The 26,717-nt window shown below is 48.1% G+C and carries 27 protein-coding genes; 12 read left to right on the top strand and 15 right to left on the bottom strand.

All coding sequences use genetic code 11. The features are described from left to right. Positions 1-9 precede the first annotated feature (9 nt). On the top strand, positions 10-630 hold the full coding sequence (locus NYE28_RS05045) for an SDR family oxidoreductase (protein ID WP_076423810.1): 621 nt from the start codon (positions 10-12) through the stop codon (positions 628-630). Positions 631-668: 38 nt separating this feature from the next. Here NYE28_RS05045 and NYE28_RS05040 read toward each other — a convergent pair whose 3' ends face one another. Both NYE28_RS05040 and NYE28_RS05035 read right to left on the bottom strand, forming a co-directional pair. Then, entirely contained in the window at positions 669-2,690 is a 2,022-nt protein-coding gene (locus NYE28_RS05040; RefSeq protein WP_059366844.1) for an ABC transporter ATP-binding protein, read from the bottom strand. Then, positions 2,687-4,444, bottom strand: a complete 1,758-nt coding sequence (locus tag NYE28_RS05035; protein ID WP_015239494.1) for an ABC transporter transmembrane domain-containing protein — start codon at positions 4,442-4,444, stop codon at positions 2,687-2,689. The genes NYE28_RS05040 and NYE28_RS05035 overlap by 4 nt, the downstream gene beginning before the upstream one ends. A gap of 421 nt (positions 4,445-4,865) precedes the next feature. Here NYE28_RS05035 and NYE28_RS05030 point away from each other — a divergent pair, with 421 nt between their 5' ends. After that, positions 4,866-5,366 carry a universal stress protein gene (locus NYE28_RS05030; RefSeq protein WP_007409250.1) on the top strand — a complete coding sequence of 167 codons (501 nt, stop codon included), beginning with the start codon at positions 4,866-4,868 and terminating at the stop codon, positions 5,364-5,366. Positions 5,367-5,404: 38 nt separating this feature from the next. Here the strand turns inward: NYE28_RS05030 and NYE28_RS05025 are convergent, their stop codons facing one another. Further along, positions 5,405-5,956, bottom strand: a complete 552-nt coding sequence (locus NYE28_RS05025) for a hypothetical protein (RefSeq protein WP_007409251.1) — start codon at positions 5,954-5,956, stop codon at positions 5,405-5,407. A gap of 108 nt (positions 5,957-6,064) precedes the next feature. On the opposite strand from NYE28_RS05025, the gene NYE28_RS05020 reads away from it, so the two are divergent. Further along, positions 6,065-6,649 (top strand): TetR/AcrR family transcriptional regulator, encoded by a 585-nt coding sequence (locus NYE28_RS05020; RefSeq protein ID WP_012117186.1) that lies wholly within the window; start codon positions 6,065-6,067, stop codon positions 6,647-6,649. A gap of 41 nt (positions 6,650-6,690) precedes the next feature. Here NYE28_RS05020 and dat read toward each other — a convergent pair whose 3' ends face one another. Further along, positions 6,691-7,542, bottom strand: a complete 852-nt coding sequence (gene dat / locus NYE28_RS05015; RefSeq protein WP_342490324.1) for a D-amino-acid transaminase — start codon at positions 7,540-7,542, stop codon at positions 6,691-6,693. 256 nt (positions 7,543-7,798) lie between these two features. On the opposite strand from dat, the gene NYE28_RS05010 reads away from it, so the two are divergent. Next, positions 7,799-8,647: a polysaccharide deacetylase family protein gene (locus NYE28_RS05010; RefSeq protein WP_342490323.1), complete on the top strand. Its 849-nt coding sequence runs from the start codon at positions 7,799-7,801 to the stop codon at positions 8,645-8,647. A gap of 33 nt (positions 8,648-8,680) precedes the next feature. Here NYE28_RS05010 and NYE28_RS05005 read toward each other — a convergent pair whose 3' ends face one another. From NYE28_RS05005 to NYE28_RS04995, 3 genes are all read right to left on the bottom strand, one after another. After that, a complete protein-coding gene (locus NYE28_RS05005) occupies positions 8,681-9,424 on the bottom strand; it encodes an NAD-dependent protein deacylase (protein WP_342490322.1) in 744 nt (247 codons plus the stop codon). A gap of 51 nt (positions 9,425-9,475) precedes the next feature. Beyond that, positions 9,476-10,591 (bottom strand): mechanosensitive ion channel family protein, encoded by a 1,116-nt coding sequence (locus NYE28_RS05000; protein ID WP_007409256.1) that lies wholly within the window; start codon positions 10,589-10,591, stop codon positions 9,476-9,478. A 163-nt stretch (positions 10,592-10,754) separates the two neighbouring features. Continuing rightward, positions 10,755-10,859: a YhdX family protein gene (locus NYE28_RS04995; protein ID WP_003155299.1), complete on the bottom strand. Its 105-nt coding sequence runs from the start codon at positions 10,857-10,859 to the stop codon at positions 10,755-10,757. Positions 10,860-11,028: 169 nt separating this feature from the next. Between NYE28_RS04995 and NYE28_RS04990 the strand changes: the two genes are divergently transcribed. The 3 genes from NYE28_RS04990 to crcB are packed head-to-tail and all read left to right on the top strand — an operon-like array spanning position 11,029 to position 12,498. Continuing rightward, on the top strand, positions 11,029-11,745 hold the full coding sequence (locus NYE28_RS04990) for a glycerophosphodiester phosphodiesterase family protein (protein WP_015417128.1): 717 nt from the start codon (positions 11,029-11,031) through the stop codon (positions 11,743-11,745). A gap of 1 nt (position 11,746) precedes the next feature. Then, entirely contained in the window at positions 11,747-12,142 is a 396-nt protein-coding gene (locus tag NYE28_RS04985) for a CrcB family protein (RefSeq protein ID WP_032866192.1), read from the top strand. Beyond that, complete coding sequence (gene crcB, locus NYE28_RS04980; RefSeq protein WP_012117180.1) at positions 12,139-12,498, top strand: fluoride efflux transporter CrcB; 360 nt, start codon at positions 12,139-12,141, stop codon at positions 12,496-12,498. Before NYE28_RS04985 ends, crcB begins: the two co-directional genes overlap by 4 nt. A gap of 13 nt (positions 12,499-12,511) precedes the next feature. Here the strand turns inward: crcB and NYE28_RS04975 are convergent, their stop codons facing one another. The 3 genes from NYE28_RS04975 to NYE28_RS04965 all read right to left on the bottom strand — a co-directional run bounded on the left by NYE28_RS04975 (position 12,512) and on the right by NYE28_RS04965 (position 16,591). After that, positions 12,512-13,900 carry a hemolysin family protein gene (locus NYE28_RS04975; RefSeq protein ID WP_342490321.1) on the bottom strand — a complete coding sequence of 463 codons (1,389 nt, stop codon included), beginning with the start codon at positions 13,898-13,900 and terminating at the stop codon, positions 12,512-12,514. 229 nt (positions 13,901-14,129) lie between these two features. Next, positions 14,130-15,374 (bottom strand): beta-ketoacyl synthase N-terminal-like domain-containing protein, encoded by a 1,245-nt coding sequence (locus NYE28_RS04970; RefSeq protein WP_015417126.1) that lies wholly within the window; start codon positions 15,372-15,374, stop codon positions 14,130-14,132. A 32-nt stretch (positions 15,375-15,406) separates the two neighbouring features. Next, positions 15,407-16,591 (bottom strand): pyridoxal phosphate-dependent aminotransferase, encoded by a 1,185-nt coding sequence (locus NYE28_RS04965; protein ID WP_337681276.1) that lies wholly within the window; start codon positions 16,589-16,591, stop codon positions 15,407-15,409. A 179-nt stretch (positions 16,592-16,770) separates the two neighbouring features. Here NYE28_RS04965 and NYE28_RS04960 point away from each other — a divergent pair, with 179 nt between their 5' ends. Together NYE28_RS04960 and NYE28_RS04955 are read left to right on the top strand one after the other, a co-directional pair. Then, positions 16,771-17,196 carry a MerR family transcriptional regulator gene (locus NYE28_RS04960; RefSeq protein ID WP_007409263.1) on the top strand — a complete coding sequence of 142 codons (426 nt, stop codon included), beginning with the start codon at positions 16,771-16,773 and terminating at the stop codon, positions 17,194-17,196. Between the two features lie 61 nt (positions 17,197-17,257). Then, a complete protein-coding gene (locus NYE28_RS04955) occupies positions 17,258-18,592 on the top strand; it encodes a hemolysin family protein (protein ID WP_003155308.1) in 1,335 nt (444 codons plus the stop codon). Positions 18,593-18,637: 45 nt separating this feature from the next. Here NYE28_RS04955 and NYE28_RS04950 read toward each other — a convergent pair whose 3' ends face one another. Then, on the bottom strand, positions 18,638-19,237 hold the full coding sequence (locus NYE28_RS04950; RefSeq protein WP_007409265.1) for a 1-acylglycerol-3-phosphate O-acyltransferase: 600 nt from the start codon (positions 19,235-19,237) through the stop codon (positions 18,638-18,640). Positions 19,238-19,477: 240 nt separating this feature from the next. Here NYE28_RS04950 and sigM point away from each other — a divergent pair, with 240 nt between their 5' ends. From sigM to NYE28_RS04935, 3 genes are read left to right on the top strand one after another with little or no spacing between them, the layout of a single operon-like run. Beyond that, the gene (gene sigM, locus NYE28_RS04945) at positions 19,478-19,969 is read left to right on the top strand and encodes an RNA polymerase sigma factor SigM (protein WP_003155312.1); all 492 of its coding nucleotides are present in this window, start codon (positions 19,478-19,480) and stop codon (positions 19,967-19,969) included. Beyond that, positions 19,962-21,035 (top strand): anti-sigma factor, encoded by a 1,074-nt coding sequence (locus tag NYE28_RS04940; protein WP_337681275.1) that lies wholly within the window; start codon positions 19,962-19,964, stop codon positions 21,033-21,035. Before sigM ends, NYE28_RS04940 begins: the two co-directional genes overlap by 8 nt. Beyond that, positions 21,023-21,313 carry an anti-sigma-M factor gene (locus tag NYE28_RS04935; protein WP_003155315.1) on the top strand — a complete coding sequence of 97 codons (291 nt, stop codon included), beginning with the start codon at positions 21,023-21,025 and terminating at the stop codon, positions 21,311-21,313. The genes NYE28_RS04940 and NYE28_RS04935 overlap by 13 nt, the downstream gene beginning before the upstream one ends. Positions 21,314-21,349: 36 nt before the next feature. Here NYE28_RS04935 and NYE28_RS04930 read toward each other — a convergent pair whose 3' ends face one another. The 4 genes from NYE28_RS04930 to NYE28_RS04915 form a co-directional block, all read right to left on the bottom strand. Further along, a complete protein-coding gene (locus NYE28_RS04930; RefSeq protein ID WP_337681274.1) occupies positions 21,350-22,705 on the bottom strand; it encodes a sodium-dependent transporter in 1,356 nt (451 codons plus the stop codon). Positions 22,706-22,819: 114 nt separating this feature from the next. Then, positions 22,820-24,223, bottom strand: a complete 1,404-nt coding sequence (locus NYE28_RS04925; protein ID WP_012117176.1) for an amino acid permease — start codon at positions 24,221-24,223, stop codon at positions 22,820-22,822. A 333-nt stretch (positions 24,224-24,556) separates the two neighbouring features. Continuing rightward, positions 24,557-25,426 (bottom strand): SDR family oxidoreductase, encoded by an 870-nt coding sequence (locus NYE28_RS04920; protein ID WP_007610321.1) that lies wholly within the window; start codon positions 25,424-25,426, stop codon positions 24,557-24,559. 79 nt (positions 25,427-25,505) lie between these two features. Beyond that, positions 25,506-26,609, bottom strand: coding sequence for a citrate synthase/methylcitrate synthase (locus NYE28_RS04915; RefSeq protein ID WP_025284485.1), 1,104 nt, complete (start codon positions 26,607-26,609; stop codon positions 25,506-25,508). Positions 26,610-26,717 lie beyond the last annotated feature (108 nt).

Below are 26,717 nucleotides of genomic sequence, written 5' to 3'. Positions count from 1 at the left end.
GTTTTTTACATGAACATCGCTTTACTCGGAGCAACGGGAAGAGTCGGACAGGCTTTTATAAAAGAAGCGCAGAAACATGGACACATGGAGATATTCGCTCTTGTCAGATCAGCCGGAACAGTCCTTCCCATTCCTGAAAAACAAATCATAACAGGGAATGCGAGGCGGCGGGAAGATGTAAGCCGATTGATTTCCAAAGCGGACACAGTCGTGAGCTGTCTCGGCACGGACGGTGACGATACCCTTTCAACCGCTATGACCCATATAATAGACAGCATGAAACGGCATCATGTTCAGCGTCTGATTACGATCGGCACCGCGGGTATCCTTCAATCACGGCTTATGCCTGATCAATACCGTTTTGAATCGGCAGAATCAAAACGAAAATCAACAAGAGCCGCAAAGGAACACGCCCGCGTATACGAGATGCTGCTGGCAGAGGATCTTGACTGGACGATCATCTGTCCCACCTACCTTCCTGACGGAGATGCTGCCGGAGTTTACCGGTTCGAACAGGATCGCCTTCCTGAAGACGGCGCTGAAATCACCGTCGGAGACACGGCGCACTTTCTGTACCGTGAGCTGATCAGCCCGCAGTTTGTCAGAAAACGGGTGGGACTGGCTTACTGAATGAAAAAAAGGGCGAATCTTTGATTCACCCTTTCCGATTACACCGCGGACTTCGCCGTTCCTTTCTGCAATTCATACATTTGGTGGTACTGCCCCTTTTGCGCCATTAATTCGTCATGGCTTCCCTTTTCAATAATGCGGCCCTTTTCCAGCACGAGAATCTGGTCTGCGTGTCTGATCGTGGAAAGCCGATGGGCGATAATAAATGTCGTGCGTCCTTCTTGAACGACTTGCAGCGCTTTTTGAATGACTGCTTCTGTTTCGGTGTCAATGTGCGCCGTCGCCTCATCCAAAATTAAAATGGCCGGATCGAACACAAGCGCTCTTGCAAAAGAAATCAGCTGACGCTGGCCTGAGGACAGTGTGCCGCCTTTTTCGGTGACGGGCTCTCTGATGCCCTTCGGCAAAGATTGCAGAAGACTTGCGGCGCCGACTTGGCGAAGCGCTTCTTCCGCCTGCTCCAAAGAAATACGCTGATCATCGAGTGTCACATTGGAGCCGATCGTGCCCGAGAAAAGATACGGGTCTTGCAGCACAATGCCCATATGCGACCTCAGCTCCTGCCTCGACATGCCGTATATGCTTTTATCGTCCAGCAGGATATCTCCTTTTTGGGCATCATAAAAACGGAACAGAAGATTCAGGATGGAGCTTTTGCCGGACCCCGTATGGCCGACGAGGGCGACCGTCTCCCCTTTTTCAGCTGTAAAGCTGATCTGTTTCAGCACCTCTTCTCCCTTTCGATACCCAAAAGAAACATTGCGGAATTCCACTGTCCCTTCCGCCTTTCTGTCTGCGGGAGCGCCTTCTTCTTCCGTTTCCTCCTCCTGTAAAAGCTCGAATACCCTGGCGGCAGAGACACGGGCCAATTCAAGCTTCGAAAATTGGTTGACAATCCCCGTAACCGGCTGGAACAAACGGTTTAAATAATCAACAAATGCATATAAAACACCGATCGAAACAATACCGGCCGCACTCAGACTCGCGCCTCCGAAATACCAGATCAGCCCGACAAACGCCAGATTGCGCAACACATTGACAAGACTGTGGGACATGAGGGAATTTAAGGACAGCATTTTGTTTTTGTAGCGGAAATGAGCTTCATTCAATTCTTCAAATTCCTTCATCGTTTCCTTCTCGCGGCGGAACGCCTGAATAATCGGCATTCCTTGAATGGACTCGTTCATTTTCGCATTAATGTCACTGTTAATGGAACGGATTTTTTGGTTGAAGACGGATGCGTATTTGCGGTACACAACCGACCAGATCATTAAAATCGGAATAATCAGCAGGCAAACGGCGGCCAGCCTGACGTCAAGCATAAACAGCGCCGTAAAAATGCCGAGCATATAAACGCCGCTTGTGATAAATGTCGACAGCACCGTTACATATAAATCCCTGACCGCTTCTGTGTCATTCGTAATGCGGGCCACGACTTTTCCGGCAGGCAGATTATCAAAGTAGCGGATCGGCATTTTCTGAATGTGTGAAAATACATCCTGCCTCATGCGCTGTATGATCCGGTTCGCTCCCATCTGCAGCAGATAATGCTGGCCGTAATGAAAACATACGGAAAACATGAGCAGTCCCGCGTAAATGGCGGTCAGCGTCAGCAATCCTTTTATTTCGGGACGGTAAAATTGAAAAATCTCCTGTCTTGATAACGTAATGGCGGGATATGACCTGCTTTCTTTACCGTTTGATATTGTCAGCCGGCCGTCAGACACCGAACGGTTTCCGTCAAAACTGACGGGACGGTCAACAAAATAGTAGCCCGCACCGACTTGATAAATGTGCGCCTCTCCGGTTTTGTCCGCCCCCGGTTTGAGCCGGTCCTCCCTGACATAATCATGCCCCCGGAACCTGACGGCGCCCGGATCGTCCGCAGAGGCTTTAACCCATGTTTTTTCAATGCCGAGAATGTGGTCGTCAATCATTTTTTTTCCGATAAACGGGCCGGTCAGCTCAGTGCCGACCGCAATAATGAGCAGGACGACCGCCCATATCAGCAGCTTCTTATATTGAAGCGCGTAATTCCATAATCTTCTCCCGGTCTTCATGCGCCCGTCCCCCCTTCTTCAAGAGAGGACAGCTGCTGCCTCTCATATTGTTTTCGATACCAGCCGTTCTGCGCCAACAGCTCCCGGTGCGTGCCTCTTTCAGACACCCGGCCTTCATCCATGACGAGAATGAGATCTGCGTGTTCAACTGCCGAGAGCCGATGGGTGGTGATAATCGTTGTTTTATGCCGCCGTTTTTTACGGATGCTGTCAATGATGGCGGCTTCCGTTTTCGCGTCTACGGCAGAAAGCGAATCATCTAATATGAGAATGTCAGGATCGGTCAAAAGCGCTCTCGCAATTGAGATGCGCTGCTTTTGTCCGCCAGAGAGCGCTACGCCCTTCTCGCCGACCAGCGTCTCAAGCCCGTCGGAAAGCATACCGATATCGTTTTCAAAATGCGCATCTTTCAGCGCGCTGCCGATTTCCTCTTCGTTTGCATCCTGCCGTCCGTAAAGCAGATTCTCTTTTACAGTCTTTGAAAATAAAATATGATCCTGCGGCACATAGCCGATCCACCCGCGGAGCTCCTCAAGCGGAATCTCCTGAATCGGAACGCCTGTAAACGTGATTGCTCCCGCGCCGGGCGGATATTCACGCAACAGCTGCTTAATGATCGTCGTCTTTCCGCTTCCCGTCTTCCCGACGATGCCGAGTGTCTGCCCTTTTTCTACGGAAAAAGATACATCAGAAACCGCCGGTCCCGCTCCGCTCGGATACGTGAAAGTCACTTGTTCAAAAACAAGACGCCCGGGCTCCTTGATGCCGGCGGGGTGCTTGGGCCCGATCACGTCTGGCTCATAGGAAAGCGTCTCATTGACACGATCCAAGGAGGCATTCCCGCGCTGCATGATATTGATTAATTCTCCAATCGCAAACATCGGCCAGATCATCATTCCGAGGTACACGTTAAACGATACCAGCTCTCCCAGCGTCAGCCGGTTTTGAAAAACGAGATATGCGCCGTAGCCGAGACCGATGAGATAGCTGAGGCCGACGAGAAGTTTCACAGTCGGTTCAAAAAGTGAATCGATAAACGCCACCTTCATGTTTTTCTCATATACATCCGCCGTCATATCACCGAACCGGCTGATATCATTTTTTTCCTGTACGAAAGCCCGGATGACCCGGACGCCGGATACCGACTCCAGCACCTTGTCATTTAATGATCCGAAAGCATCCTGCGCTTCCGTAAACCGCTCATGGATCTTTTTTCCGTACAGGCTGACCGCAGCCGCCATTATCGGCAGCGGAATAATCGCGGCAAATGTCAGCTTCCAGCTGATGAGAAGCCCCATTGTCAAAAATATCGTCAGCATATACATCGTCGAATCAACGAGCGTTAAGACCCCGAAGCCCGTCGTCATACTGACGGCCTGCAAGTCATTTGTCCCCCGCGCCATTAAATCGCCCGTTCTGTATTTCTCGTAAAACGGCGGTGACATTTGAAGAAGCCTTCCCATCAGCTTTGAACGGAGAATCTTCTCCATGACATTCGCCCCGCCGAAAAGCTGATACATCCAAAAATAAGACAGTAAATAGACGGCTGCCGTTAATGCGAGAAATACACATATGTAAAACAGCATCCCGCTTTTTGTAAACACGCCCGCCTTCATATCGTCTATCGCGTTACCGAGAAGTTTAGGCGGAAACATTTCAATGACATTCACAATCAATAACAGAACAATCGCTGTCGTATAGCGCAGCCAATAGGCTTTAAAAAACCATGCGAGCTTTTTTAATACAGTAAACAAATACTGTCATCCCCTTTCATCAATCAGCCGCCCTCAAGCTTTTCCGGATTGTTTTTCATTGTTTTCGCTAATACCGCCACAAGCATCACACCTGTCTTTCTTTCATTTTTTTGTATAAAAAAAGACATGAAGCCTCAGCTCCATGCCTCTTATTATTATAAATAAGGTACAGACCCGCCGCTTATGCGCGACTGCCCCGTTTTTAAGCAAATGTTCAGAAAACGGACGCTGTATGGGAGTCACGCCGGTATTCAGCTGAAGATGAGTTGACAAGCTTTAGTTTTGACATGATCCATACCTCCTTTTTCCCTATATTGTTCCTTCATCATATAAACAAATCCTTTTTTTGTCAATGCAGGTTTTACATTTCTGCCATTCGGGTATTGTAAAACAAACCTTTTTTACTGAAAGGATGAGGCCGATGTTTCACGCGGACCGGTTGATAGCAGCTTTTGACGGAAGTGATGATAGTAAAAAAGCGCTCCAAAAAGCCATAGACCTTTCAAAAACATTTCACGCGGATTTAACGGTCGTACATTCCCACAATGCAAAAGATACCCGGACGATTGTTGATCCCCCGAGGCCGGGAGCCGGGGCAACGTATATCGGCGGCGGGATTGCAAGCGTTCCTGACCCGCTCCAGGCGGAAAGAATCTCCCCTGATCCGATGATTTATGAAGACCGTACGGAAGAAATCGTTGCGGAAGCGAGAATGCTGATGAACGACAGCCAGATTGACGGGGATATCGACATTTTAGAAGGTGATCCCGCTGATGCCATTATCGAGCATGCCGACCGTATATCGGCGGATTTGATCGTCATGGGGAGCCGGGACCAGAACAGGCTGAAAAAACTTTTATTCGGAAGCGTCAGTGAAAAACTGTCATCGAAATCCGATATTCCCGTGCTGATCGTAAAATAATTCTTTCTGTAAAGCAGCTTAATCAAAAGCTGCTTTTTTTACAGCTCCCGGCTGTTTCTTCTTTTTTTCGGCATCACAAAAAAACTCGCCATGATCAAAAAATCGATGCACAATACGACAGACCAGCCCTTTAACAGCTTGCTGAGCGCTTCGGTGCGGGAAGCGTCCTGAATGAGAAATACCGTTCCGGCTAAAAGAACGCCGCCGATGACAAATGCTAATACATGTCTTCCCCATCCTTTTGCATAATGTTTGGCATAATCCAGCCCGTACCGTTTGACCGGTTTTGCCCCTTCCTTGACCACATAATAGCGGAACCGCTCATCCGCCCATTGAATCATGCTTTTCCCGAAGGCGACAGACACTCCGATATAAATGGCCGCCACCGCATGCGCCATAGTCGCCGCCGCCCCTCTGTATAAATCAGCTGCGGCCGCCAGAAACAGTACGGCATCCAATAAAGGAATGAGAGCGAAAAAAAACATTCCGAGCTTTTGCCGCCTGAATATATAGCGCGCCGCCAATCCGAAGATGACAGCCGCCCAAAAAGCAGCCTCACAAATGACAATCAACCAAGCAATCGCGTTCAATCCGGTTCCCCCTTATCGTTTTCTAAAATGCATTGTATCACTGCTTTTTATTTAATACAACTGTATTACAAAATTGCAAGAAAAAATATTTCCTGTTACACTGGAACCATGCCTAAAATAATCGATCATGAAAAAAGAAGAAAACAAATAGCCGAAGCCACTTGGCGGACGATTTTGGAGCGGGGAATGGAAGGAGCGACAGTGAGAAACATCGCCCAGGAAGCGGGTCTTTCTTTAGGCGCGCTGAGGCACTATTTCACCACCCAGGATGAGCTTTTAGGGTATGCGATGACACTCGTAAAAGAAAAAGCGGCCGCCAGAATTAACGAAGTTGCCATGAAAGATCTGCCGCCGAAAGAAAAAGCGGTGCGTCTGATGCTTGAAATCATCCCGACAGATGAAGAAACGATGGCTGAAATGGAGGTATGGTTCGCTTTCACAGCTTATGCCAGACATAAGGGAGAAGAGTTTCAACCCCAGCAGGACGGGATCTTGGCATATATCCGCGGTCTGATTGACTGGCTGGATGAAAATAAGCTTCTGAAACCGAATCTTGATAAAGAGATCGAAGCGGAGAAAATGTACGCCATCGCCGACGGATTGGCGCTGCATGCCATGCTTGAACCTGAGCGTCTTTCAAAAGAGAAGATCTCCCGTGTGCTCGTTCAGCATATCGAATCTCTTTTTATCTGACTGAAGTAAAAAGGCCGGATGTGTTCCGGCCTTTTTTCAGCTTATGACTGAACCCCGAGCTCCTGCTGAATGTGCGACTGAAAAGCCTCCTGAATCGTTTTGGCTACAGGTCCCGGCACTCCGCTTCCGACCGGTTTCCCGTCAAGGGTTACGATCGGGATTAATTCAGCCGTCGTTGACGAGATGAAAATTTCATCCGCATCCCTGAGTTCGTCTTCGGTAAGAGCCTTCTCCCGCACCTCAATCCCGTTTTCTTTCATCAGCTCTAACAGTTTCATCCGCGTAATGCCGTTTAAAATCAGCTCATTTGCAGGATGCGTCCGGACAGTGCCGTTTATGACGGCGTATACATTGGAAGAGGTTCCTTCCGTGACAGCTCCGTCCCTTATCAGCACCGCTTCATAAGCGCCTGCTTCATAGGCTTTTTGTTTCATCATCACATTATACAGTAAATTCAGACTCTTAATGTCACACCTCAGCCAGCGTTTGTCTTCCGCCGTTATGGCCTGCGCTCCGGCTTTTTGTTCATTTTCCGGTTTTTTCACTGAAAAGGTGTATGCCGTCGTCTGCGGTTCCAATCCTTCGTCATACTGGTGCTTCCGCGGCGCCTTCCCTCTCGTCGTCTGTATATAGACCCCGCCGTCAATGAGTTTGTTTTCCTGTACGAGCTTTTGCAGATCCCATTCTATGTCCTCTGCGGAGAACGGCAGGGTGATGCCGATTTCTGCGGCGCTTCTGAAAAGACGGACAATATGCTCGCGCAGACCGAATAAGGCGCCGTTATACACTCTGATGACCTCATACACACCGTCACCGAATTGATATCCGCGGTCCTCAATATCAACTGCCGCTTCTTCACGATCAATCAACTGGCCGTTTACTAATGTCTTCATGTAAACCCTCCTCATCGTTATCTGCCGTGATGTGCATTCACAGCTGTTATTGTCAACTATTCTATCATACTGAACGAGCCGGCTGCGGAGTTTATTTTTTTCTTAAAATCTTATTATTCGACATCTTTTCTATGTCTTTTCCAGTTTTGTTCCTGTATACTTGATTCGACATACATATGCTGTTAACTTATGGCACTTCGCAAGCCTCCGCTGTTATCGGCATTATGCAGAAACTTATGCTACTGGAGAGATTGTTATGCGCAACACAAAAGAAGGTGTTTCCCCTTCTCTGTTTTCATTGGCTTTTAAACTTACGAGTTTAGCAGTTTTGTGCGGACTGCTTCTGGTAATCGTCATAATGGGATATTCCGCTTCCGCCGCAAAAAACAAACAGGTCACCGTGACCGCAAACGGGCAGCTTCGGGATGAAGCAGAAAGCCTGCGGCTGAAAAATGATTCTCCCGACGTCTTAATGAAACATTTGCAGAGAGAGCGTGACCCAGGGAAAAAAACGGTATATTTAACCTTCGACGACGGGCCGTCTCCATATACTGAACAGCTGTTGAATGTATTGAAGGCAAATGGCGCAAAGGCCACTTTTTTTATGCTTGAACCGCGGATGAAAGCCTATCAGCATTCCGTGCAAAGAGCGAAGCAGGAAGGAATCGCGCTCGGCCTGCACGGCGTGACGCACGATAATCACCTGTTTTATCAAACACCGACATCACCGCTGAACGAAATGCAGCAGGGACGCGATACACTCGAGGCAATCACCGGAGTAAAAACGGATCTTGTCCGCACGCCTTACGGCAGTAAACCGTCATTGACGGATGCCCAGATTAAGAATCTCGAAAAAGGCGGATTCGTGTACTGGGACTGGACGATAGACAGTGAAGACTGGAAGTACAAAAACGCACGGTACGTGCCGGAAGTATTGAATCAGCTCGCATATTTGGAAAGCGTTCATACGAGCAGGCCGCATGTCATTTTAATGCACGATCTGCCTGCGACGGTGCACGCTTTGCCGAGCCTGATCCAAAAACTGAAAGCCCAGGGCTACTCCTTTGATGTTTTGACGGATCAAATGATTCCCGTCCATGAATAAGAAAAGCCGGATCTGTATATGATCCGGCTTTTTTTATGTCGCGGCGCTGATCCGTTTTGCAAATTCACCGATCTTCTCATGGATGACAAGATCAAATAAATGGTCGCAATATGTCGGCTCAAGGTTAATGATCACCTGCTTCAAACCGGGAATCCGGCCCGCATCCTCAGGGACAAACCTTGCCGGCGCCACTTCAAGCGAAGTGCCGATCACAAGAAGAAGATCAGCTTTATCAAGCTTTTCATAAAGGGTTTCAAAATGCTGAACGAGATCGCCGAACAGCACGACATCCGTTTTTAATACGGTGCCGCATACCGCATGATCACCGATTTCCGCCGTACATTCCGGCACTTCGTCCTTCAGCAGATGAGAAAGCCCGTAGCGCGCTCCGCAGCGGGGGCATGCGGCGGTCTGAATTGAACCGTGAAGCTCATAGACACTGCTGCTTCCCGCTTTCTTATGCAGCCCGTCAATATTCTGTGTGAAAACGTCTACCTGCTTTCCCCGCTTTTCAAGATCCGCCAAATACGTATGGCCGGCATTCGGCTCATAGCTTCCGCTCATTTTCATCTGAAAGAGCTGTTTGAATTTAGGCCAGAATTCACGCGGACGGCGTTCAAAGGATTCCCTGCTCATCGCTTCCATTCTGGATGTGTCTTCGGTCCATATACCGCCCGCCGAACGAAAATCGGGAATGCCGGATTCCGTGCTCATTCCCGCTCCCGTCAGCACCACGATACGTTCCGCCTGATTGATCAATGTCATAAACGCTTCCACTCTTCCACCGCCTTTTCTTTTTATCATATCATGAAAAAAGAACGGCGCCTGTTATGCCCGTTCTTTTTCTCCGGAATGATCCTTCACATGAACCGGATCATCGTGGCTTTTCTGTTTTACGAATACATTCTGGCCCGGATAGGCGAATTCCACGCCTTCCTCAGCAAAAATATCAATAATCCGGCGGTTGATATCCTGCCGCACATCCAGGCTTTCCGCCCAGACGATGGTCTTTGTGTAAAAGTTGAAAAACAGATTATAATAGCTGTCCGCAAACACGTCAAAGTTAACCATAATCGTATCATCATGCACGCCTTCATGTTCACGAAGCATTTCTCTGAGCCTTGTGATGCATCGCTCTAAACGATCAATCGGCGTCGCATAAGAAACACGAACGGAAAACGTGACCTGGCGCTTCGTCATCCTCGTCCAGTTTGTGATGGCTTCCATGGACAGCGTTGAATTGGGCACGGTAACAAGCGCCCCCTGCGCCGTCCGGAACCTTGTGCTTCGGAATGTGATATCTTCAACGCCCCCCGTTACAGATGACGTCTCGACCCAGTCGCCGATCGTAAACGGCTTTTCCGTAATGATGATAATGCCGCCGAAAAAATTGCTGATCGTATCTTTAGCCGCAAGCGCGAAGGCCAATCCGCCAAGTCCGAGTCCGGCCACGAACCCGTTTACATCATAATTGAATTCCTGCGCGATCACACTGACGCTGAGCGCGAGAATGACAAAGCGCAGCACCTTGGATAAAAACGGCGCCAAAATGTCATCCATATCAAGCTCAAAGCGCTGATTGACTTTATGAAATAAAAACGAAGACGCCGATGTCAGATTGCAAAGCCCCCAGGCGATCAGCGCAACGATCAGAGAGCGGTATAATTTTTTGACAATGTCCATCTGCCCGTCTAAAAACGGCGAATACTCAATCGCCAAAAACAGACCCAGCGCCACGAAAAACCACCTGGCCGGCTTGTCAAACGCTACGGCAATCTGTTTGAATATGTCGGTTTTCGGCTTGTTCGCCAATTTGTAAATGAGCTGAAAAAAGTATTTGACAAACAGTTTTCTCAAAACGAGAAAAGCCGCTAAAATTCCGATGCTGATACTGATCTGCAAAATATGGTCAAGCGTAAAAAAGCTCTGAAATTGTGTCATCATGGCATATGCTCCTTTGTCTTGTCGAAAATCTATTATACTAAAACATTCGGACATCAGCTTCTTTTAATGTCTTTAGGCAGCCTGAAAAACCCCGGCATCAGAGCACAGCCGGGGTTTTTCACACATTCGTTCATCTTTCAGCCAGATACAACAGGGTCAGGCACTATTTCTTCTTTGATTGTGTCTGTTTCAGGAGAGTCGCTTTTTGGATTTCAGCATCGGTTTCGGCCTTAATTCTTTCTTCCACTTTCAATCTCCCTTTTCCCATGATCTCGCCTCCTTTTTGCCATTATAAATCATCACTGCGGATTGTAAACCGAAAAAAGCACTATCTTTATTCCAAAAAAATACTGTTTCGCACATTCACCAGTTTGAATCGCTGTGCATATACGAATCTGATATAATAACAGAAATGCCCATGAGGGGAGCTGACAAGCTTGTATACCATCGCTCATCGCGGCGCATCCGGTTACGCGCCCGAAAATACATTTGCGGCATTTGATATCGCTGCCGAAATGAACGCTGATTTCATTGAGCTTGACGTCCAGCTCACAAAAGACGGCCAGATTGTCGTCATCCATGATGACAAAGTCGACCGGACGACGGACGGCTCCGGTTTTGTAAAAGATTTTACGCTGAAGAAGCTGCAGTCTCTGGATGCCGGCAGCTGGTATGGGGCTGAGTTTAAAGGGGAGCGGATTCCCCTGCTCGAAGAGGTTCTGAAGCGTTATCATTCTGAAATCGGATTTTTAATTGAACTGAAGGGGCACGTTTCTCAAGTCGGTCTTGAAAAAGCAGTCGGCCAGCTGTTAAGCAGGTTTTCCTTTTCCATCCGCCCTATCGTTCAATCATTCAGCCTCAAGTCAATTCAGACCTTTCACGACATGTATCCGTCCGTTCCGACTGCAATAATTGCAAGACCCAGCTTCGGGATGTTTTCCAAAAGCCAGCTGGCCGCCTACAAATCAGCCGTAAATTATGTCAATATTAAATATACCCGCCTGAATCGGTTCTTGATTTCCACCGCTCACAGACACGGCCTGAAAGTATTTGCCTGGACGGTCAGAAATCAAAAGACGGCCGAAAAACTGCAAATGATGGCAGTTGACGGCATTGTAACTGATTTTCCGGATTTTATTTCTAAGGATGGCTGATATGAAACAATACATCGCAATTTTTATCGGAGGCGCGCTTGGCGCATTGCTCCGCTTTGAAATGAGCGCGCACATTCACAGCAGTTCTTTCCCGGCGGCCACTTTCCTCGAAAATGCGGCGGGAAGCCTTTTACTCGGTCTTATTACGGGTTATTTCATCATTCGGGCTAAACGCCCTCTTTTGACCGCCTTTTTAGGAACCGGTTTTTGCGGAGGTTTCACGACGATGTCAACCTTCGCAAAAGAAACCATTTTTCTGCTGCAATCGTCTCCCGCAGCGGCTTTTTGTTATTTTGCCGCGACATTAGTCTCTGGCATTACCCTTGCATGTGCCGGCATTTTCTGGGGACGGCGGATTGCCCTTCACGCAGCGGGAAGGGGGCATGATACGCCATGACGATTGTCCTGATGCTTATCGCAGCGGGTATCGGAGCGGTATTACGGTCTCTGCTGGGTAAAACAATTTCAGAAAGAACAAAAGGTTTTCCGATGCCGCTTGGAATGGCTGCGGTCAACCTGCTCGGCTCCTTCGGCCTCGGCATGTTCACCGGCCTGGGCCTGGATAATCCTTCTGCCGGCATCATCATCGCGACGGGCTTTTTCGGTGCGTTTACGACCTTTTCCACGTTCAGTATTGAAGCCGTGCAGCTGATGATGAACAATCGCATAAAGGAAAGCCTGCTCTACATCGCTGTTTCAGCAGCCGGAAGCCTTTTGGCGTTCTGGTGCGGCTTTGTTATGATATCCATTTAAAAAAACCTTGAGCTTATTTTTCGCTCAAGGTTGCGTTATGAAGCATGACCGTTTCAGGCACGGGCAGCTGGCGGTTTATTGTTCCCTGACCGCCCGGGCGGCCCTGTTCTTCTTTGAGTTCAAGCTGTTTAATAAACCGGCCATCCATTTCTAATATGAGGGCAGTGTATCCCCCGATTTGTATCGACTCACCCGCACAGATGTCAATATTCCGTTTCAGCACAAGACCGCCGATCGTGTCGACTTCCTCTTCAATCCCTGCGCCGAGAAGATGATTCACCTGATCAATCCGAACCTTTCCGTCCAGCACATAATGGCGTTCGGACAGCTTTTGAATCTGCGGCTGTTCGTCCTCATCAAATTCGTCTCTGATATCGCCGACGATTTCTTCAAGGATGTCTTCGGTCGTCACAAGACCGGACGTTCCGCCGTATTCATCAGACAATATCGCCAAATGAATCCGTTCTCTCTGCATTTTTATCAGCAGGTCGTGTATCGGGATCGTCTCGATGACTTCAATCACCGGGCGGATGTAAGACGTGATGGATACTTCCGCTTTTTCATCTTCTGTCATAAACAGCAGATCTGAAAAGAGATGCTTCGTATTGATCATGCCGATGACACTGTCTTTGTCCCCGTCCGTTACGGGCCAGCGCGTATATTTGTCTTTCAGCATCATCTCAAGCATTTCCGGCACGTCCATATCAGTGGAAACAGCCGCGATTTCTTTTCTCGGGATCATGATTTCCTTGGCGATCCGATTATCAAAATCAAAAATTTTATTCACAAATGTATATTCAGACGGATTGATTTCTCCGTTTTTTAAACTTTCTGACAGCAGGATCCGCAGCTCTTCTTCAGAGTGGGAGCCTTTATGCTCAGATGCCGGCTTTAATCCGGCCAAACCGGTCAGAATTCTCGCGGAGCCGTTCAGCACCCAAATAAACGGGAACATGAACACGTAAAATAACCGAAGCGGTCCGGCAATCCATAACGTCAGCTTTTCCGCTTTTTGAATCGCAACCGTTTTAGGCGCAAGCTCACCGACGACGACATGCAGAAACGTAATCAGCCCGTACGCCGCAGCAAAAGCAATCACATGCTCAGCAGAATCCGGCAGCCCCATGCCCTGAAACACAGGATGAAGCATCCGCTCAAATGCAGGCTCTCCCAGTACGCCGAGCCCGATGGATGTGAGTGTAATGCCAAGCTGCGAGGCGGATAAATACTCATCAAGATCCGTAATGATACGCTTTGCGAGCACCGCCCGTCTGTTCCCTTCTGAAATGAGCTGATCGATTCTGGATCTTCTCACTCTGACGATCGCAAATTCACTCGCCACGAAAAATGCCGTTAACGCAATGAGCACACCGATTAAAATCAAACTGTCAATATCGTCCATTTCACCTTATCCCGAATTGAAGGATAAGGACGTCACCTCCTGATTTCATCGTTTTTTCTTAAGCGAGAGGAACGAAATGGATGATTGACTACACAGAGGGCCCCATCCTGCCACCTCCTAAGTCAAAGCATGATTGTCATTTGTATAGTTTATTGTATCACAACTCCATTCTTTCATCATTTTCAGATTTTTATCATATAAAAAACAGCCTTCAAAAAGAAGGCTGCCGTTATCTGCTTCGGAAATGATTTTCTAAACAAAGCGCCGTATTAATCCCCCCGAATCCCATGCTTAAGCTTAACGCATGGTGTACGGTATGGGCGCTCGGCCCGTCGGTCACCCACTGAAATGAATCGTCAATCGGCTCCGTTAAGTTTCGGATCGGATGAAGCTTGTTTTCCCGCATTTGTAAGAGAGCAGCAATGATTTCCACCGTTCCGGCCGCACTCAGACCGTGTCCGGTAATCGATTTTGTCGCATTAATCCGCGCGTGCGACAGGCCGCTTTCAGAAAGCGCCCGGCATTCAGTCTTATCACCGATCGGTGAACCGGTGCCGTGCGGGTTGATGTAATCGATCTCTTTTGCTGAAAGACCGGCCCGCTCCAGCGCCTGGCGGATCACCGTCATTTCGCCCTCTGCTGAAGGATTCGGGTTGCGGTTCGCATCAGAAGCCATCCCCCAGCCCTTTAAGCCGGCCCACGAACGCGCGCCCCTCTGTTCGGCAGATTCAGCGCGTTCCAGCACAATCGCCCCGCACGCCTCTCCGAATATAAACCCGTCCGTATGCCGGTCAAACGGGCGGCAGGCGGCTTCAGGCCGTTCAGCGTATGTATCAGTGCCCATCGCTCCCAAAGAACGGAGAGCATGACACTCCATGTACGACAGATCGGCCAGCGCCCCGATCACGATGCACCGGTCAAACAGGCCGCCTTTGATTCCTTGAGCAGCCTGAATAACCGCCGCCTGGCCGCTGGCCGACGCGCCGCCGACCGTAAAGGCCGGCCCTTTTATCCCGAATTGCTCCGTACAAAGCCCCGACAAATCACTATCCATAAAAGAAAGCCCGTATGTCGGATTTACAAATTGCGGCGTTTCACCGTTTTTCTCAAAGGCCTGCAGCAATTCGCGCTGCGTCATATTCGAGCCGCCGATAATCAGACCGGTGCGGCTGTGATCAGCGCCGTCTAATTGAGCGTCATGCCACGCTTCATATAAAGCGATAAGCGCCGTCTTTCCTGATAATGCGGCCCTTCGGTACAAGCGCTTCGACAGCGCGTCCGGCGGCGTTAATTCGCTAAGCTCCGCGCCGATAAACGAACTGCCTTTCTGCCGGCCGGGCCGTTTCATCACATCAAAGGCGTGCCGCCCCTCCATGAGCGCATCGAGAAACGCCTCCTTGCCTTGTCCGACCGCGGTTAAGACTCCGATTCCTGTAATGCTGATGTCTGACGTGCCATTATTTCTCCTCGACATTTGTCCGTTCTCCCATCTTTATGTATTGGAGGCTATGAAGAAAAATCTTGATACAGTGCTTTGAAAATATCGCGCGACTGTCTGATCTGTTCTGAAGGCACGCTGAAAGATAATCGGAAATAGCCGCTTTTTCCAAATCCGCTGCCGGGTACGATCAATAGTTTGTATTTCTGTGCGGCATACATGCAGAATGCCACCTCGTCTTCAATCGGTGATTTCGGAAAGACGAAAAAGCCTCCTTTCGGCATTTCAAATTCGAAGCCGGCTTCTGTGAGGATGTCCACCATAAGGTCTCTCCGCTTTCTGTAAGGTTCAGCGTCAATCGAAAGATCATCCATTCTCGCCACGGCACGCTGCATCATGACCGGAGCGTTCACAAAGCCGAGCGTCCGGTTGCAGAAAACGAACGCATCCGTCAGAAGATCGCCCTCAGGCATTTGGGCGTCTGCCGCGATATACCCGAGCCTTTCCCCCGCAATGCCGAGATCTTTACTGAACGAACTGACTAAAATCACGCGGTGATACGCCTGAAACGGATTCGCCTGCTCTTCTCCGTAGATCAGCTGGCTGTACGGTTCATCAAATAAAATAAATATGCTTTGGCCGTTCCGCTCTTCGGCTTCTTTTAATAAGGCGCCCAATTCGTTAAGGTTTTTCTGGCTGAGCACAGTCCCCGTCGGATTATGCGGCGTATTAACGATCAGTCCTTTCGTACGGGGGGTGATCGCATCTTTAACCGCTTCAATATCAATCTCAAATGAGTCAGTCAGCGGGCAGATGACGGGTCTGCCGCGGTAATTTTCAACATACGCTTTATATTCCGCAAAATAAGGCGAAAGAAGGATGACTTCTTCCTCGGGGTTTAAAATGCTTTTCAGCGCGACATTCAGCGCCCCGCCGGCTCCGACCGTCATGACTGTATGCCTGGGGGAAATTTCTGTCTGAAACCGCTCTGACAAAAAGCGCGCAACCTTTTCTCTCGCCTCCGGAAGCCCCTGGTTTTGTATGTATCCGTGCCGCCCTGTTTCAGCCGCTTCGCAAAGCGCCTTTTTAAATGTTTCAGGCGGCTCCGCAACCGGATTTCCTATTGAAAAATCAAACACCTTATCGGCGCCGAACTCTTTTTTCAGCCGAGCGCCTTCATCAAATAGTTTGCGTATCCATGACCCTTTCTCCAGATTCTGTGTCACTTCCCGTGATAAACCGGCCACTGTCATCTGTCCCTTCTGTCTTTTTCTTCCGTTTCTATTTACAATGATTATGAAAGATTTACATGGCGCAGTCAACGCTTTTTCAGACAGCCCGCCGCGCCGTTTCAGGAGAAAGACGGAAAACAATAAACTTGTGCAAACTCCCCTTCATATATTAAACTATTCTCATAACTATAACGTGATGGTTGGGGAGGGATTTAGATGGGGCTGAGACTTATCGCATCAGTGAATTAGCAGAGCTTGCCGGTGTAACGAAACGCACGGTGGATTACTACACAAACCTCGGGCTTTTAAAGCCTGACAGGTCTTGTTCGAACTATCGTTACTACGATACACTTGCACTTAATCGGTTAAAGTTTATAGTCGCTTGTAAAAAGCAGCGATTGGCCCTGTCTGATATAAAAGATCGACTGGAGAACCAGTTTCCCTCTTCAGCCCTGCCTGACGATATTGGAAATCTGGCATCGGAAATTGATCACATGAATCAAAACATCTCCGTGATCTTGAATCGGTTTGAAAAGCTTGAACCAGAGGAGCGCGCCCAGCTGAAAAAAAGGCTGGCTCCTGAAAAGCTTGCAGTGCTTCAATCATTTATGCTGCTGTTAAGTTAAACCATTATCTTACTAACAGGAGGTGTTACCTTCATCTTCCCAAAAGAAGTGAAGGTTCTAATTGGACATTGTGAATTTGATTTTAGTCGCGGTTTTAATCGCGCTGACGGCATTTTTCGTAGCATCTGAGTTTGCGATAATCAGAATCAGAGGCTCACGGGTTGACCAGCTTATAGCAGAAGGAAATAAAGCCGCAATCGGTGTCAAAAAAGTGACCACGCATTTAGATGAGTATTTATCGGCGTGCCAGCTCGGCATAACATTGACTTCCATCGGTCTTGGTGTCTTAGGCGAATCAACGATTGAACGCTTGCTTCATCCGCTTTTCACAAAGATAAACGTACCAAGCTCATTATCGCATATTATTTCATTTATTCTCGCCTATGCGATCATTACATTCTTACACGTGGTCGTGGGAGAGTTGGCGCCGAAAACAGTCGCCATCCAGAAAGCGGAAGCCGTTTCAATGCTGTTTTCGAAACCGCTCATTTGGTTTTACCGCATCATGTTCCCGTTTATCTGGCTTCTGAACAACTCCGCCCGTCTTTTAACGAAGACGTTCGGTCTGGAGACGGTATCTGAAAATGAGCTTGCCCACTCTGAAGAAGAGCTGCGCATCATTTTATCGGAAAGCTATAAAAGCGGTGAAATCAACCAGTCTGAATTTAAATACGTGAACAAAATCTTTGAATTTGACGACAGACTTGCAAAAGAAATCATGATTCCGCGTACGGAAATCGTCAGTCTGCCGCATGATATCAAAATTTCTGAAATGATGGACATCATTCAGATTGAAAAATATACCCGGTACCCTGTCGAAGAGGGTGACAAAGATAATATTATCGGCGTTATTAACATTAAAGAAGTGCTGACCGCCTGCATCAGCGGCGAAGTTTCAGTCGACTCGCCGATTACCGATTTTGTCAATCCGATCATCCATGTGATTGAGTCGGCACCGATTCACGATCTGCTTGTAAAAATGCAGAAGGAACGCGTTCATATGGCGATTCTGTCGGATGAATACGGCGGAACCGCGGGGCTTGTCACCGTTGAAGACATTATTGAAGAAATCGTCGGGGAAATCCGTGATGAATTTGATATCGATGAAATCAACGAAATCCGCAAACTCGGCGACGGCCATTACATGCTTGACGGCAAGGTCCTGATTGATCAAGTGAACGAACTCCTCGGCATCCATTTGGAAAATGACGAGGTCGACACCATCGGCGGCTGGTTCCTTACCCAGAAATACGACGTCGAACAATACGACTCGATTATCGAAGAAGGCTGTGAATTTATCATTAATGAAATTGACGGCCACCACGTCGCATATATCGAAGTGAAAAAACTGGCGTTTGATGAACTGCTGGAAACCGCCGAACAAAAAGAAGCATAACAAAAAAGCTTGCGCGTCTGATACAGACGGCAAGCTTTTTTTCATTTACAATTGTTCAAGTTTTTTCTCAAGCTCTTTAATTCTGGCATTCAGCTCTTCTGTCATGGCCGCAAGCCTCTCCTTCGGCGCAAGATCGGAAAAGTCCTCCAAAAAAATCGGCTCGCCGATAATAAGCCGCATTTTTCCCTTTTTAAACAGCGCTTTTCCCGTAGACGGCCCTTTATATGCGGCCGGAACGAGCGGCGCTTTTCCCATTTGGGCGATGGTCACGGCCCCTCTTTTCAGCGGGACGTCTTCAGATGTTCTCGTACCGCTCGGAAAAATCCCGACAATCTTTCCTTCCTTCAGAAGCTTAATCGGCGTTTTAATGCTGCTTGGGCCCGGATTTTCACGGTCAACCGGGAACGCGTGAATCTTCTTCAAAAAACGTCCGATCCACTTTTTCTGAAACAGCTCTTTTTTCGCCATATAATGAATCTGATGGGGCAATATCCCGACACCGAGCGTGAGGACGTCCACCCAGCCCGCATGCGTGCACGCGATAACGAATCCTTTATCAGACGGAAGATTCTCTTTATTGTACACTTTCACTCCTCCGCGCAGGGATAGAATGCATTTGATGGCATTTGCACAAAACTTATACATAACGCACTTCCTTTGTTGTAATGATCAAAAGTGTTCTCTCTCTCTATTATAACAATATTTTTTATTACCTGGTACTAATAATTATATTTTTCCTCCGCCGATCTCTATCTTTTATGACGGATTTTGGGTACTATAGAGAAATGGTGTTTGATGAGGTGAAAATGAATTTAAGCCGTTTGCATGGAACGTGCAACTTTAAACCTTTCTTATGCGTGTATAACATAGAGGGGAGAAAAGGCAGTGACGATCGATGAAATTTACCAAATGTATATGAATGATGTTTACCGGTTCCTGCTCTCCATGACAAAAGACAAGCATCTCGCTGAAGATTTGCTGCAGGAAACCTTTATGAGGGCATACATACACATTCACTCCTACGACCACAGCAAAGTAAAGCCATGGCTTTTTCAAGTGGCGAGAAATGCGTTTATAGATTATGTCAGAAAACATAAAAAGGAAGTGACCATTTCCGATGACTTAATTGGGAGCCTTTTTCAGACGGCTGTTCAAAGCCCGGCTCATCAGATTGAAATCAAGGAAGTGCTGACAGGGTATATGTCCGAACTTCCCGACAATTATCGGGAGGCCTTAACACTGTATTATTTAAAAGAACTGAATTACAAAGAAGCATCCCATATTATGAATATTTCAGAGGCTAATTTTAAAAGTGTTTTATTTCGTGCCAGACAGCGGCTGAAAGCACTTTATAATAGAGGTGTTAATGATGAATGAAGAATTTAAAAAGCGTTTTTACCAATACAAAAATGGAGAAATGAGCGACCGGGAAATGGCCGCCTTTGAAGAAGAGCTGGAAAAGCTGGAAGTCTATCAGGAGTTGATTGAAAGCGAAATGCAGGACGACCGGGAATGGGACGTCGGCATCAGCCCGGAAAAACAGAAGGCCATTTTATCATACGGAAAACGCAAATCGTATTTGCGGATTTCAGTTCTCGCCGTCATCTCCACTTTGATGATTTTGCCGCTTTGCACATTAGGAAGCTACCTCTATTACGGTCTGGGGGGAAAAGAAAGCACCGGCAATCAATTAATGGAGACCGCGGCAGTGACGGTGGCGACCACAATGCCGAACGTCCTCGTCGATACCTCCGGACTGAAAAGCCAGGTGAAGCTGTTTGGAATGAATACGGAATTTCCGCTGCAAAAGCAGATCGGCACAAAAACGAAATCCGTCGGCGGAGAACGGATTGAAATGTTTTTAGATACGGTCAAATCGCCTGCCGTTAACTACTATGATCTAGACGCGGCACAGGCAAAGCATTATTTCGCCCATCCTTCCGGCTTAAAGGGACGCACGATTGAAAAAGCCGGACAGACATTAAAAAAATTGCCTGAAGGAAGCGTGGCGGAGGTCTATCTTTCTTATGACAGGGCCTACCCTTCTTCTCAAGTATATTCGACTTTTAAAAAATACGATGTGAAGTTTTTATGGAACGCGGTCGAAACGGAGAAAAATCTGAAAGACAGTCCTTACGCCGAGCCGTTAGGATTTCCCGGGAAAGATTCCAAGATGGTGTCCTCTTTCGAAACGCAAGGACAGACAGACCGTGAACAATTTATCAATGCCCTTGAATTTATGTCCCGCCATAAAAAATGGGCGCATGCAATATCGAAACGCAAAGACATGAATCTGGGCAGCCGAATCGACTATGTTGAACATCACGGAATGAACGTATACGGCTCTGTCGTGACGGGGCCGACAAAAGAAATCGAACGTCTGCTGAAAAACAAAACAGTAAAAGCAGCAAACATCGGTGAGGTGGAATTATGGAATTGGTAAGAATTTTTAAAGAGCATAATGTTTTCGGCTGGATATCAGTCGGTACCGCGATTTTGTCGCTGCTGCTTTTGAACGTGGCAATCATCAGCAATGTGACTTTCTATTCTTATCAGATGCTGCCGTTTGCGATGGCCGCTGTGCCGTTCGGCATCATTGAGCTGTTTATTAAAAAAGGACGGACGGGCCCGGGACTGCTCGGTGTCATTCTCAATCTGTTCGTCATTGTCTGTGTATATACGATCGTTGCGGTTGATACGAATCTGCAATTCGGTTTTTAAACATAAAAACAGGCCCTTTTACGGGGGCCTGTTTTTTTAAAATGAAAGAACGCCGATTAAATGCAGCAATACGACGATGATAGCCAGCGGCACGAGATATTTCAGAAGGAAATACCACACCTGAAAGAAACGATAGCCGATGGCGGAACCGCTTTTCATCTCGGCAAACAGCTCCTGCTTCGGTATTTTCAGCGGGACGAAGATTGATATTAATAAAGCGCCGAGCGGAATCAGCACATTGCTGACGGTGAAATCCGCAAGATCAAAAAACGTTTTTCCGAACAAATGAATATCACCGAGAACACCGTATGATAAACAGGACGGAATTCCGACTAAGAAAATGAGCAGACCGCTTGTCCACGACAGCTTCTTTCTTTTCGTTTCATCACCTTTCCCGACAGTCGCCACGATAATTTCCACCATCGAAAAGGCCGAAGTCAGCGCGGCGAAGAAAAAGACCGCCAAAAAGCTGATAAAAAACAGCGAGCCGAACGGCAGCCGGTCAAACACAGCCGGCAGCACGGTAAACAGCAGTGTAGGCCCTTCATCCGGTTTAAAGCCGAACGAAAAAACCGCCGGGAAAATGGCCAGTCCCGCAAACAGCGTAACGAGCACATTCATCATAACAATGGAACCCGCCGAACCCGGAAGATTTTGGGTTTTCGGCAGATACGAACTGTATGTCACCATGACCGAAACACCGAGCGTTAATGTAAAAAACGCCTGTCCTAAAGCATATAGGATGGATTCCGGCGTCAAATCTTCAAAGTGCGGAACCAATAAAAATCTAATCCCCTCAACGGCATGATCGAGCGTGACTGATCGCAGCACAAGCAATAGAAACAGCACGAATAAAATCGGCATCAGCACCGCACTGACACGTTCAATCCCTTTCTGCACGCCTTTTGCGACGACCGCCACCGTCATGATCATAAATACAAGCTGCGCAATGAGAGTCTGGATCGGATTTTCAATGACCGTCCCGAACACCGTGCCGTACTGCTCCTGAGTGAGCCCGGATAAAGAACCGGTAACGGCTTTTAACACATAAAGCAAAATCCACCCGCCGACAACACTGTAAAAAGACAAAACTAAAAAACAGGCCGCCACACCCACATAACCCGTGAGGTGCCATACCGACTTCGGCGCGGCTTGTTTGTAGGCATCAATCGCATTTGTCTGGCTCCGTCTTCCGAAAATAAATTCACCGAGCAAAAGCGGATAGCCTAAAAGCACGGTAAAGAGGACGAATACAAGAAAAAAAGCGCCTCCCCCGTTCGTACCCGCTACGTAAGGGAACTTCCAAATGGCTCCCAGGCCGATCGCCGAACCGGCAGCGGCCATAATAAATCCTATTTTTGAGGCCCATTGAACCCTTTTTTGGTCAGACACGACTTTCCACTTCCCTTCCGCCCTATATTATCCCTTATTCACTGCGATAACTTAAGCCCATTTCAATATGTTTCATTATTCCGAAAAATAAAAAGGAGCGGCGGGTGCCGCTCCTTACAAATCCCCGTTTAATTTCGAATGCTTTCTCGAATATAAGAAATAAATCACCAGACCGATGATCAGCCAGATAAAGAAACGGAATATGGTGGTGGCGCCAAGGTTAATAATCAAAAACACGCAGAACAGAATGGACAATATCGGAATAAAGGGAACCCCCGGACATTTAAAAGCCCTTGGCAGATCAGGCTGTTTCTTTCTCAATACGATAACCGCCACGGAAATCAGGACAAATGCGGCAAGCGTGCCGATGTTCACCAGCTTCGCCAGTTCATCAAGCGGGACGAGCGAGCCGAGTAATGCCGACAGGATGCCGAATACCCATGTCACCACGTGCGGCGTTTTATGCTTCGGATGGACTTTTGAAAGCGCCCCCGGCACCAAACCGTCACGGGACATGGCAAACATCACCCTCGTCTGGCCGTACAGCATGACGAGCATCACCGTTGTCATCCCCAACACTGCGCCGATATCAATAATCCCGGCCACCCAATTCTGTCCGGCCATCTGCAGGACGAGAGACACGGGATGGTCAACGCCTTCAAAGCGGGCAAACGGAACGACGCCCGTCATAATCGCCGATACGGTCACATACAGCACGGTGCAGACGATTAATGAAAAGATAATTCCTTTCGGCAGATCCTTCGCCGGATTTTTCGTTTCTTCAGCGGCGGAAGAGACGGCGTCAAAACCGATAAAAGAGAAGAAAACGAGCGCCGCGGCACTGAAAACACCGCCGAACCCCATCGGTATAAACGGCTGCCAGTTGTGAGGTTTGACATATACGGCCGCAACGGCGATAAACAATAGAACAACCAGAACCTTCAAAATGACCATAATATTATTGACCCGCTTCGATTCCTTAATGCCTAAGTAGAGAAGGAATGTAATCGCAAGCACGATAACAAATGCGGGGAGATTAAAGAATGTGACCGTGCCTTTAATGGATCCCGGCGCGGCCGTTAATGCGGTCGGAAGATGAATGCCGAAGCCCGCCAAGAATGATTGAAAATAGCCGGACCAGCCGACCGAAACCGCGCTGACGGCGAGCATATATTCCAAGATTAAATCCCATCCGATGATAAACGCGAGAAGTTCACCCAGTGTCGCATAAGTAAACGTGTAGACGGAACCTGAAACCGGGACGCTTGAAGCAAATTCAGCATATGACAGAGCCGCAAATAAACACGCAAGAGCGGCGATGACAAATGAAACGGTCAGCCCCGGCCCCGCCGTGACAGCGCCTGTTCCGGTTAATACAAAAATCCCCGTTCCGATGATGGCCCCTATCCCCAGAAGGGTCAAATCAAAGGCCCCTAACTCTCTTTTCAGCGACTTTTCCCCGCTCGTTGCGGCAAGCAGGTCCTGAATGCTTTTCTTTCTGAATACGCTCCCCTTCATCTGCTTCACTCCTTGTAAACCAATATATGTTAGAATATTCAGATAACAATAGCAATAATGACTAAATTCTTATTTTTCGCATGAAATGTTTCAGCACATCATTCCTTTCTCCTATGTCATATTATAGCGAAAAATATAAAAATGAAAATAACTTTTTTGAAAATTCTATATATTATTTTTAGTTTTCATAAAACAGAACTCAGCGGATTCTCCACTGTGAAATATTAACATTAGTGATTCAGCTGGCGACTTCCATTTTTTGAAAATCGTATTCATATGTACGTTCAAATAAAAATCCCGCCCTTTTTAAAAGCGCGGGATAAGACTTGCGTATTATGTTGAAATAAATCTGCCGCCATTTACGTGAATGGTCTGCCCCGTCATATAGGAAGATTCGTCTGAAGCCAGAAGCACGTAAGCTCCGGCGTGTTCCGCAGGCTGTCCCGGTCTTCCCATCGGAGTGTCCAGACCGTGCTTTTCCACCTTTTCTTCAGTAAACGTTGCCGGAATCAGGGCGGTCCAGATCGGGCCAGGGGCCACCGCATTTACTCTGATCCCCTGATCGGCCAATGACATCGCCATTGAACGCGTAAAGGAAACGATGCCGCCTTTCGTGCACGAATAGTCGATCAATGAAGTGTCTCCCTGATAAGCGGTAATAGACGTTGTATTAATGATGGCGCTCCCTCTTTTGAGATGAGGCAGCACGGCTTTTGTCATATGAAACATAGAAAACATGTTTGTACGGAATGTCTTCTCCAGCTGTTCAGCTGTAATATCAAGAATCCCGTTTTGCGGATGCTGCTCAGCCGCATTATTAACGAGAATATCTATTTTTCCGTAGTGATCTAAGACTTGGCGGACCGCCTTTTGACAATGCGCCTCATCACCGACGTCTCCCGGAATTAACAGGCATTCGGCCTGGTATTCTTCCGCACGCTTTTTCGTTCTCTCGGCATCGGCATGTTCGTCTAGGTACAGGATGGCAAGATCCGCCCCTTCCTTCGCGTAAGCGATCGCAGCCGCTGCGCCGATGCCGCTGTCTCCGCCCGTGATGACGGCGACTTTTCCTTTTAATCTGCCCGACCCTTTTACATCCGGGTCCTCCAAGAGCGGTTTCGGCTCCATGTCTGACTCAATGCCGGGCTGGCGCTTTTGCACCTGCGGCTTTTGTCCTTCCGTCTGTCTGTCCATCGGATTCATATTCTCACACTCCTGCAATTGGTATTACTGAGACGATACCACGCAGTGCGGGGAGTTAAACGGACAAATATGCCGGTAATTAAAGCTGCTGAGCCGTTTCGGGAAAAGCGCCGGTGTATTTCGCAGACGGCCTGTAAATCATGTTGTCAGCGGACTGTTCAAGCACGTGTGCGCACCAGCCTGCCATTCTGCTTGCTGAAAAGGTCGGCGTAAACAAATCATTGTCGACATCAATGGCCTGCATCACAGCCGCTGCGTAAAACTCCACATTCGTATACAGCTTCCGTCCGGGCTTATATTGCTCTAACAGGCGGATGGCTTCCTTCTCCACATAAAGCGCCAAGTCAAGCGACGGATCATTTCCCGCCACTTCTTCAGCCTTTATGCGCAGCGCTTCCGCCCGCGGGTCTTTTGTTTTGTACACCCTGTGCCCGAAGCCCATCAGGCGTTCTCCCCTCATAAGCTTCGCTGCCAAATACGCTTCTGCATTTTCTTTTTTCCCGATGTCTTCAAGCATTTTCGTGACGCCTGAAGGCGCGCCTCCGTGCAGCGGCCCTTTCATCGTACCCAGTGCGGCAGTGACGGCAGACACTAAGTCCGATTCAGTCGAAACGGTGACTCTCGCTGAAAAAGTCGATGCATTCATCCCGTGCTCCATCGCCAGAATCATATACGTTTCAAGCGCTTTCTTTTGGGCTGCGGACGGCTGCCTGCCTGTCAGCATATACAAATAGTTTTCAACGTGTCCGTATCGCGCCTCAGGTGACAACGCTTCCTGCCCTTGTTTACGGCGGTATCTGTACGCAATAATCGTCGGTGTGACGGCAATCAGTTTAACCGCTTCTTCCGGCTTGGGCGGATATGTAAATGAATCTGTGCCCAAACCTGAAACAGCCGTTCTCAGCACCGCCATGTCGTCCATTTCATCCGGAAGCGTTTCCAGTAAGTCGATCAAATGTTTCGGAAGCCCGCGCTCGGCTGCAAGTTCTTCCTGAAACGCAAGCAATTGCCGCTCATCAGGAAGCGCCCCGTTCAAAATGAGATACGCCGCTTCTTCAAAACTGAATTGCAGCGCGATATCCTTCGCATCATAGCCGCGATATATTAAATGCCCCTTTTCTCCGTCAATGTGGCTGATAGCCGTTTCTGCACAAGTAATCCCTTTCAATCCACGATAAATCAATTTCATTCCCCCTTATCCTCTTTCTGTTATTATAGTAAATATAATATTTAAAAAATAATGAATATTTTTAAGGGAATTAATTAAAACTTTTAATCAGAGGAGTGCATC

This window comes from Bacillus sp. FSL R5-0443, from assembly GCF_038608285.1.
In the GTDB taxonomy this organism is placed as follows: domain Bacteria; phylum Bacillota; class Bacilli; order Bacillales; family Bacillaceae; genus Bacillus; species Bacillus velezensis.
Note: the sequence above shows the minus strand (reverse complement) of the source record. Positions and strands in the feature narration are given on the sequence as shown.

Bases quoted from the DNA above. Each gene is read 5' to 3' on its own strand.
- NYE28_RS05045 (WP_076423810.1), top strand. From the start codon at position 10: ATGAACATCGCTTTACTCGGAGCAACGGGAAGAGTCGGACAGGCTTTT.
- NYE28_RS05040 (WP_059366844.1), bottom strand. From the start codon at position 2,690: ATGAAGACCGGGAGAAGATTATGGAATTACGCGCTTCAATATAAGAAG.
- NYE28_RS05030 (WP_007409250.1), top strand. From the start codon at position 4,866: ATGTTTCACGCGGACCGGTTGATAGCAGCTTTTGACGGAAGTGATGAT.
- NYE28_RS05020 (WP_012117186.1), top strand. From the start codon at position 6,065: ATGCCTAAAATAATCGATCATGAAAAAAGAAGAAAACAAATAGCCGAA.
- dat (WP_342490324.1), bottom strand. From the start codon at position 7,542: ATGAAGACATTAGTAAACGGCCAGTTGATTGATCGTGAAGAAGCGGCA.
- NYE28_RS05010 (WP_342490323.1), top strand. From the start codon at position 7,799: ATGCGCAACACAAAAGAAGGTGTTTCCCCTTCTCTGTTTTCATTGGCT.
- NYE28_RS05000 (WP_007409256.1), bottom strand. From the start codon at position 10,591: ATGATGACACAATTTCAGAGCTTTTTTACGCTTGACCATATTTTGCAG.
- NYE28_RS04995 (WP_003155299.1), bottom strand. From the start codon at position 10,859: ATGGGAAAAGGGAGATTGAAAGTGGAAGAAAGAATTAAGGCCGAAACC.
- NYE28_RS04985 (WP_032866192.1), top strand. From the start codon at position 11,747: ATGAAACAATACATCGCAATTTTTATCGGAGGCGCGCTTGGCGCATTG.
- crcB (WP_012117180.1), top strand. From the start codon at position 12,139: ATGACGATTGTCCTGATGCTTATCGCAGCGGGTATCGGAGCGGTATTA.
- NYE28_RS04975 (WP_342490321.1), bottom strand. From the start codon at position 13,900: ATGGACGATATTGACAGTTTGATTTTAATCGGTGTGCTCATTGCGTTA.
- NYE28_RS04970 (WP_015417126.1), bottom strand. From the start codon at position 15,374: ATGTCGAGGAGAAATAATGGCACGTCAGACATCAGCATTACAGGAATC.
- NYE28_RS04965 (WP_337681276.1), bottom strand. From the start codon at position 16,591: ATGACAGTGGCCGGTTTATCACGGGAAGTGACACAGAATCTGGAGAAA.
- NYE28_RS04950 (WP_007409265.1), bottom strand. From the start codon at position 19,237: ATGTATAAGTTTTGTGCAAATGCCATCAAATGCATTCTATCCCTGCGC.
- NYE28_RS04940 (WP_337681275.1), top strand. From the start codon at position 19,962: ATGAATGAAGAATTTAAAAAGCGTTTTTACCAATACAAAAATGGAGAA.
- NYE28_RS04935 (WP_003155315.1), top strand. From the start codon at position 21,023: ATGGAATTGGTAAGAATTTTTAAAGAGCATAATGTTTTCGGCTGGATA.
- NYE28_RS04925 (WP_012117176.1), bottom strand. From the start codon at position 24,223: ATGAAGGGGAGCGTATTCAGAAAGAAAAGCATTCAGGACCTGCTTGCC.
- NYE28_RS04920 (WP_007610321.1), bottom strand. From the start codon at position 25,426: ATGAATCCGATGGACAGACAGACGGAAGGACAAAAGCCGCAGGTGCAA.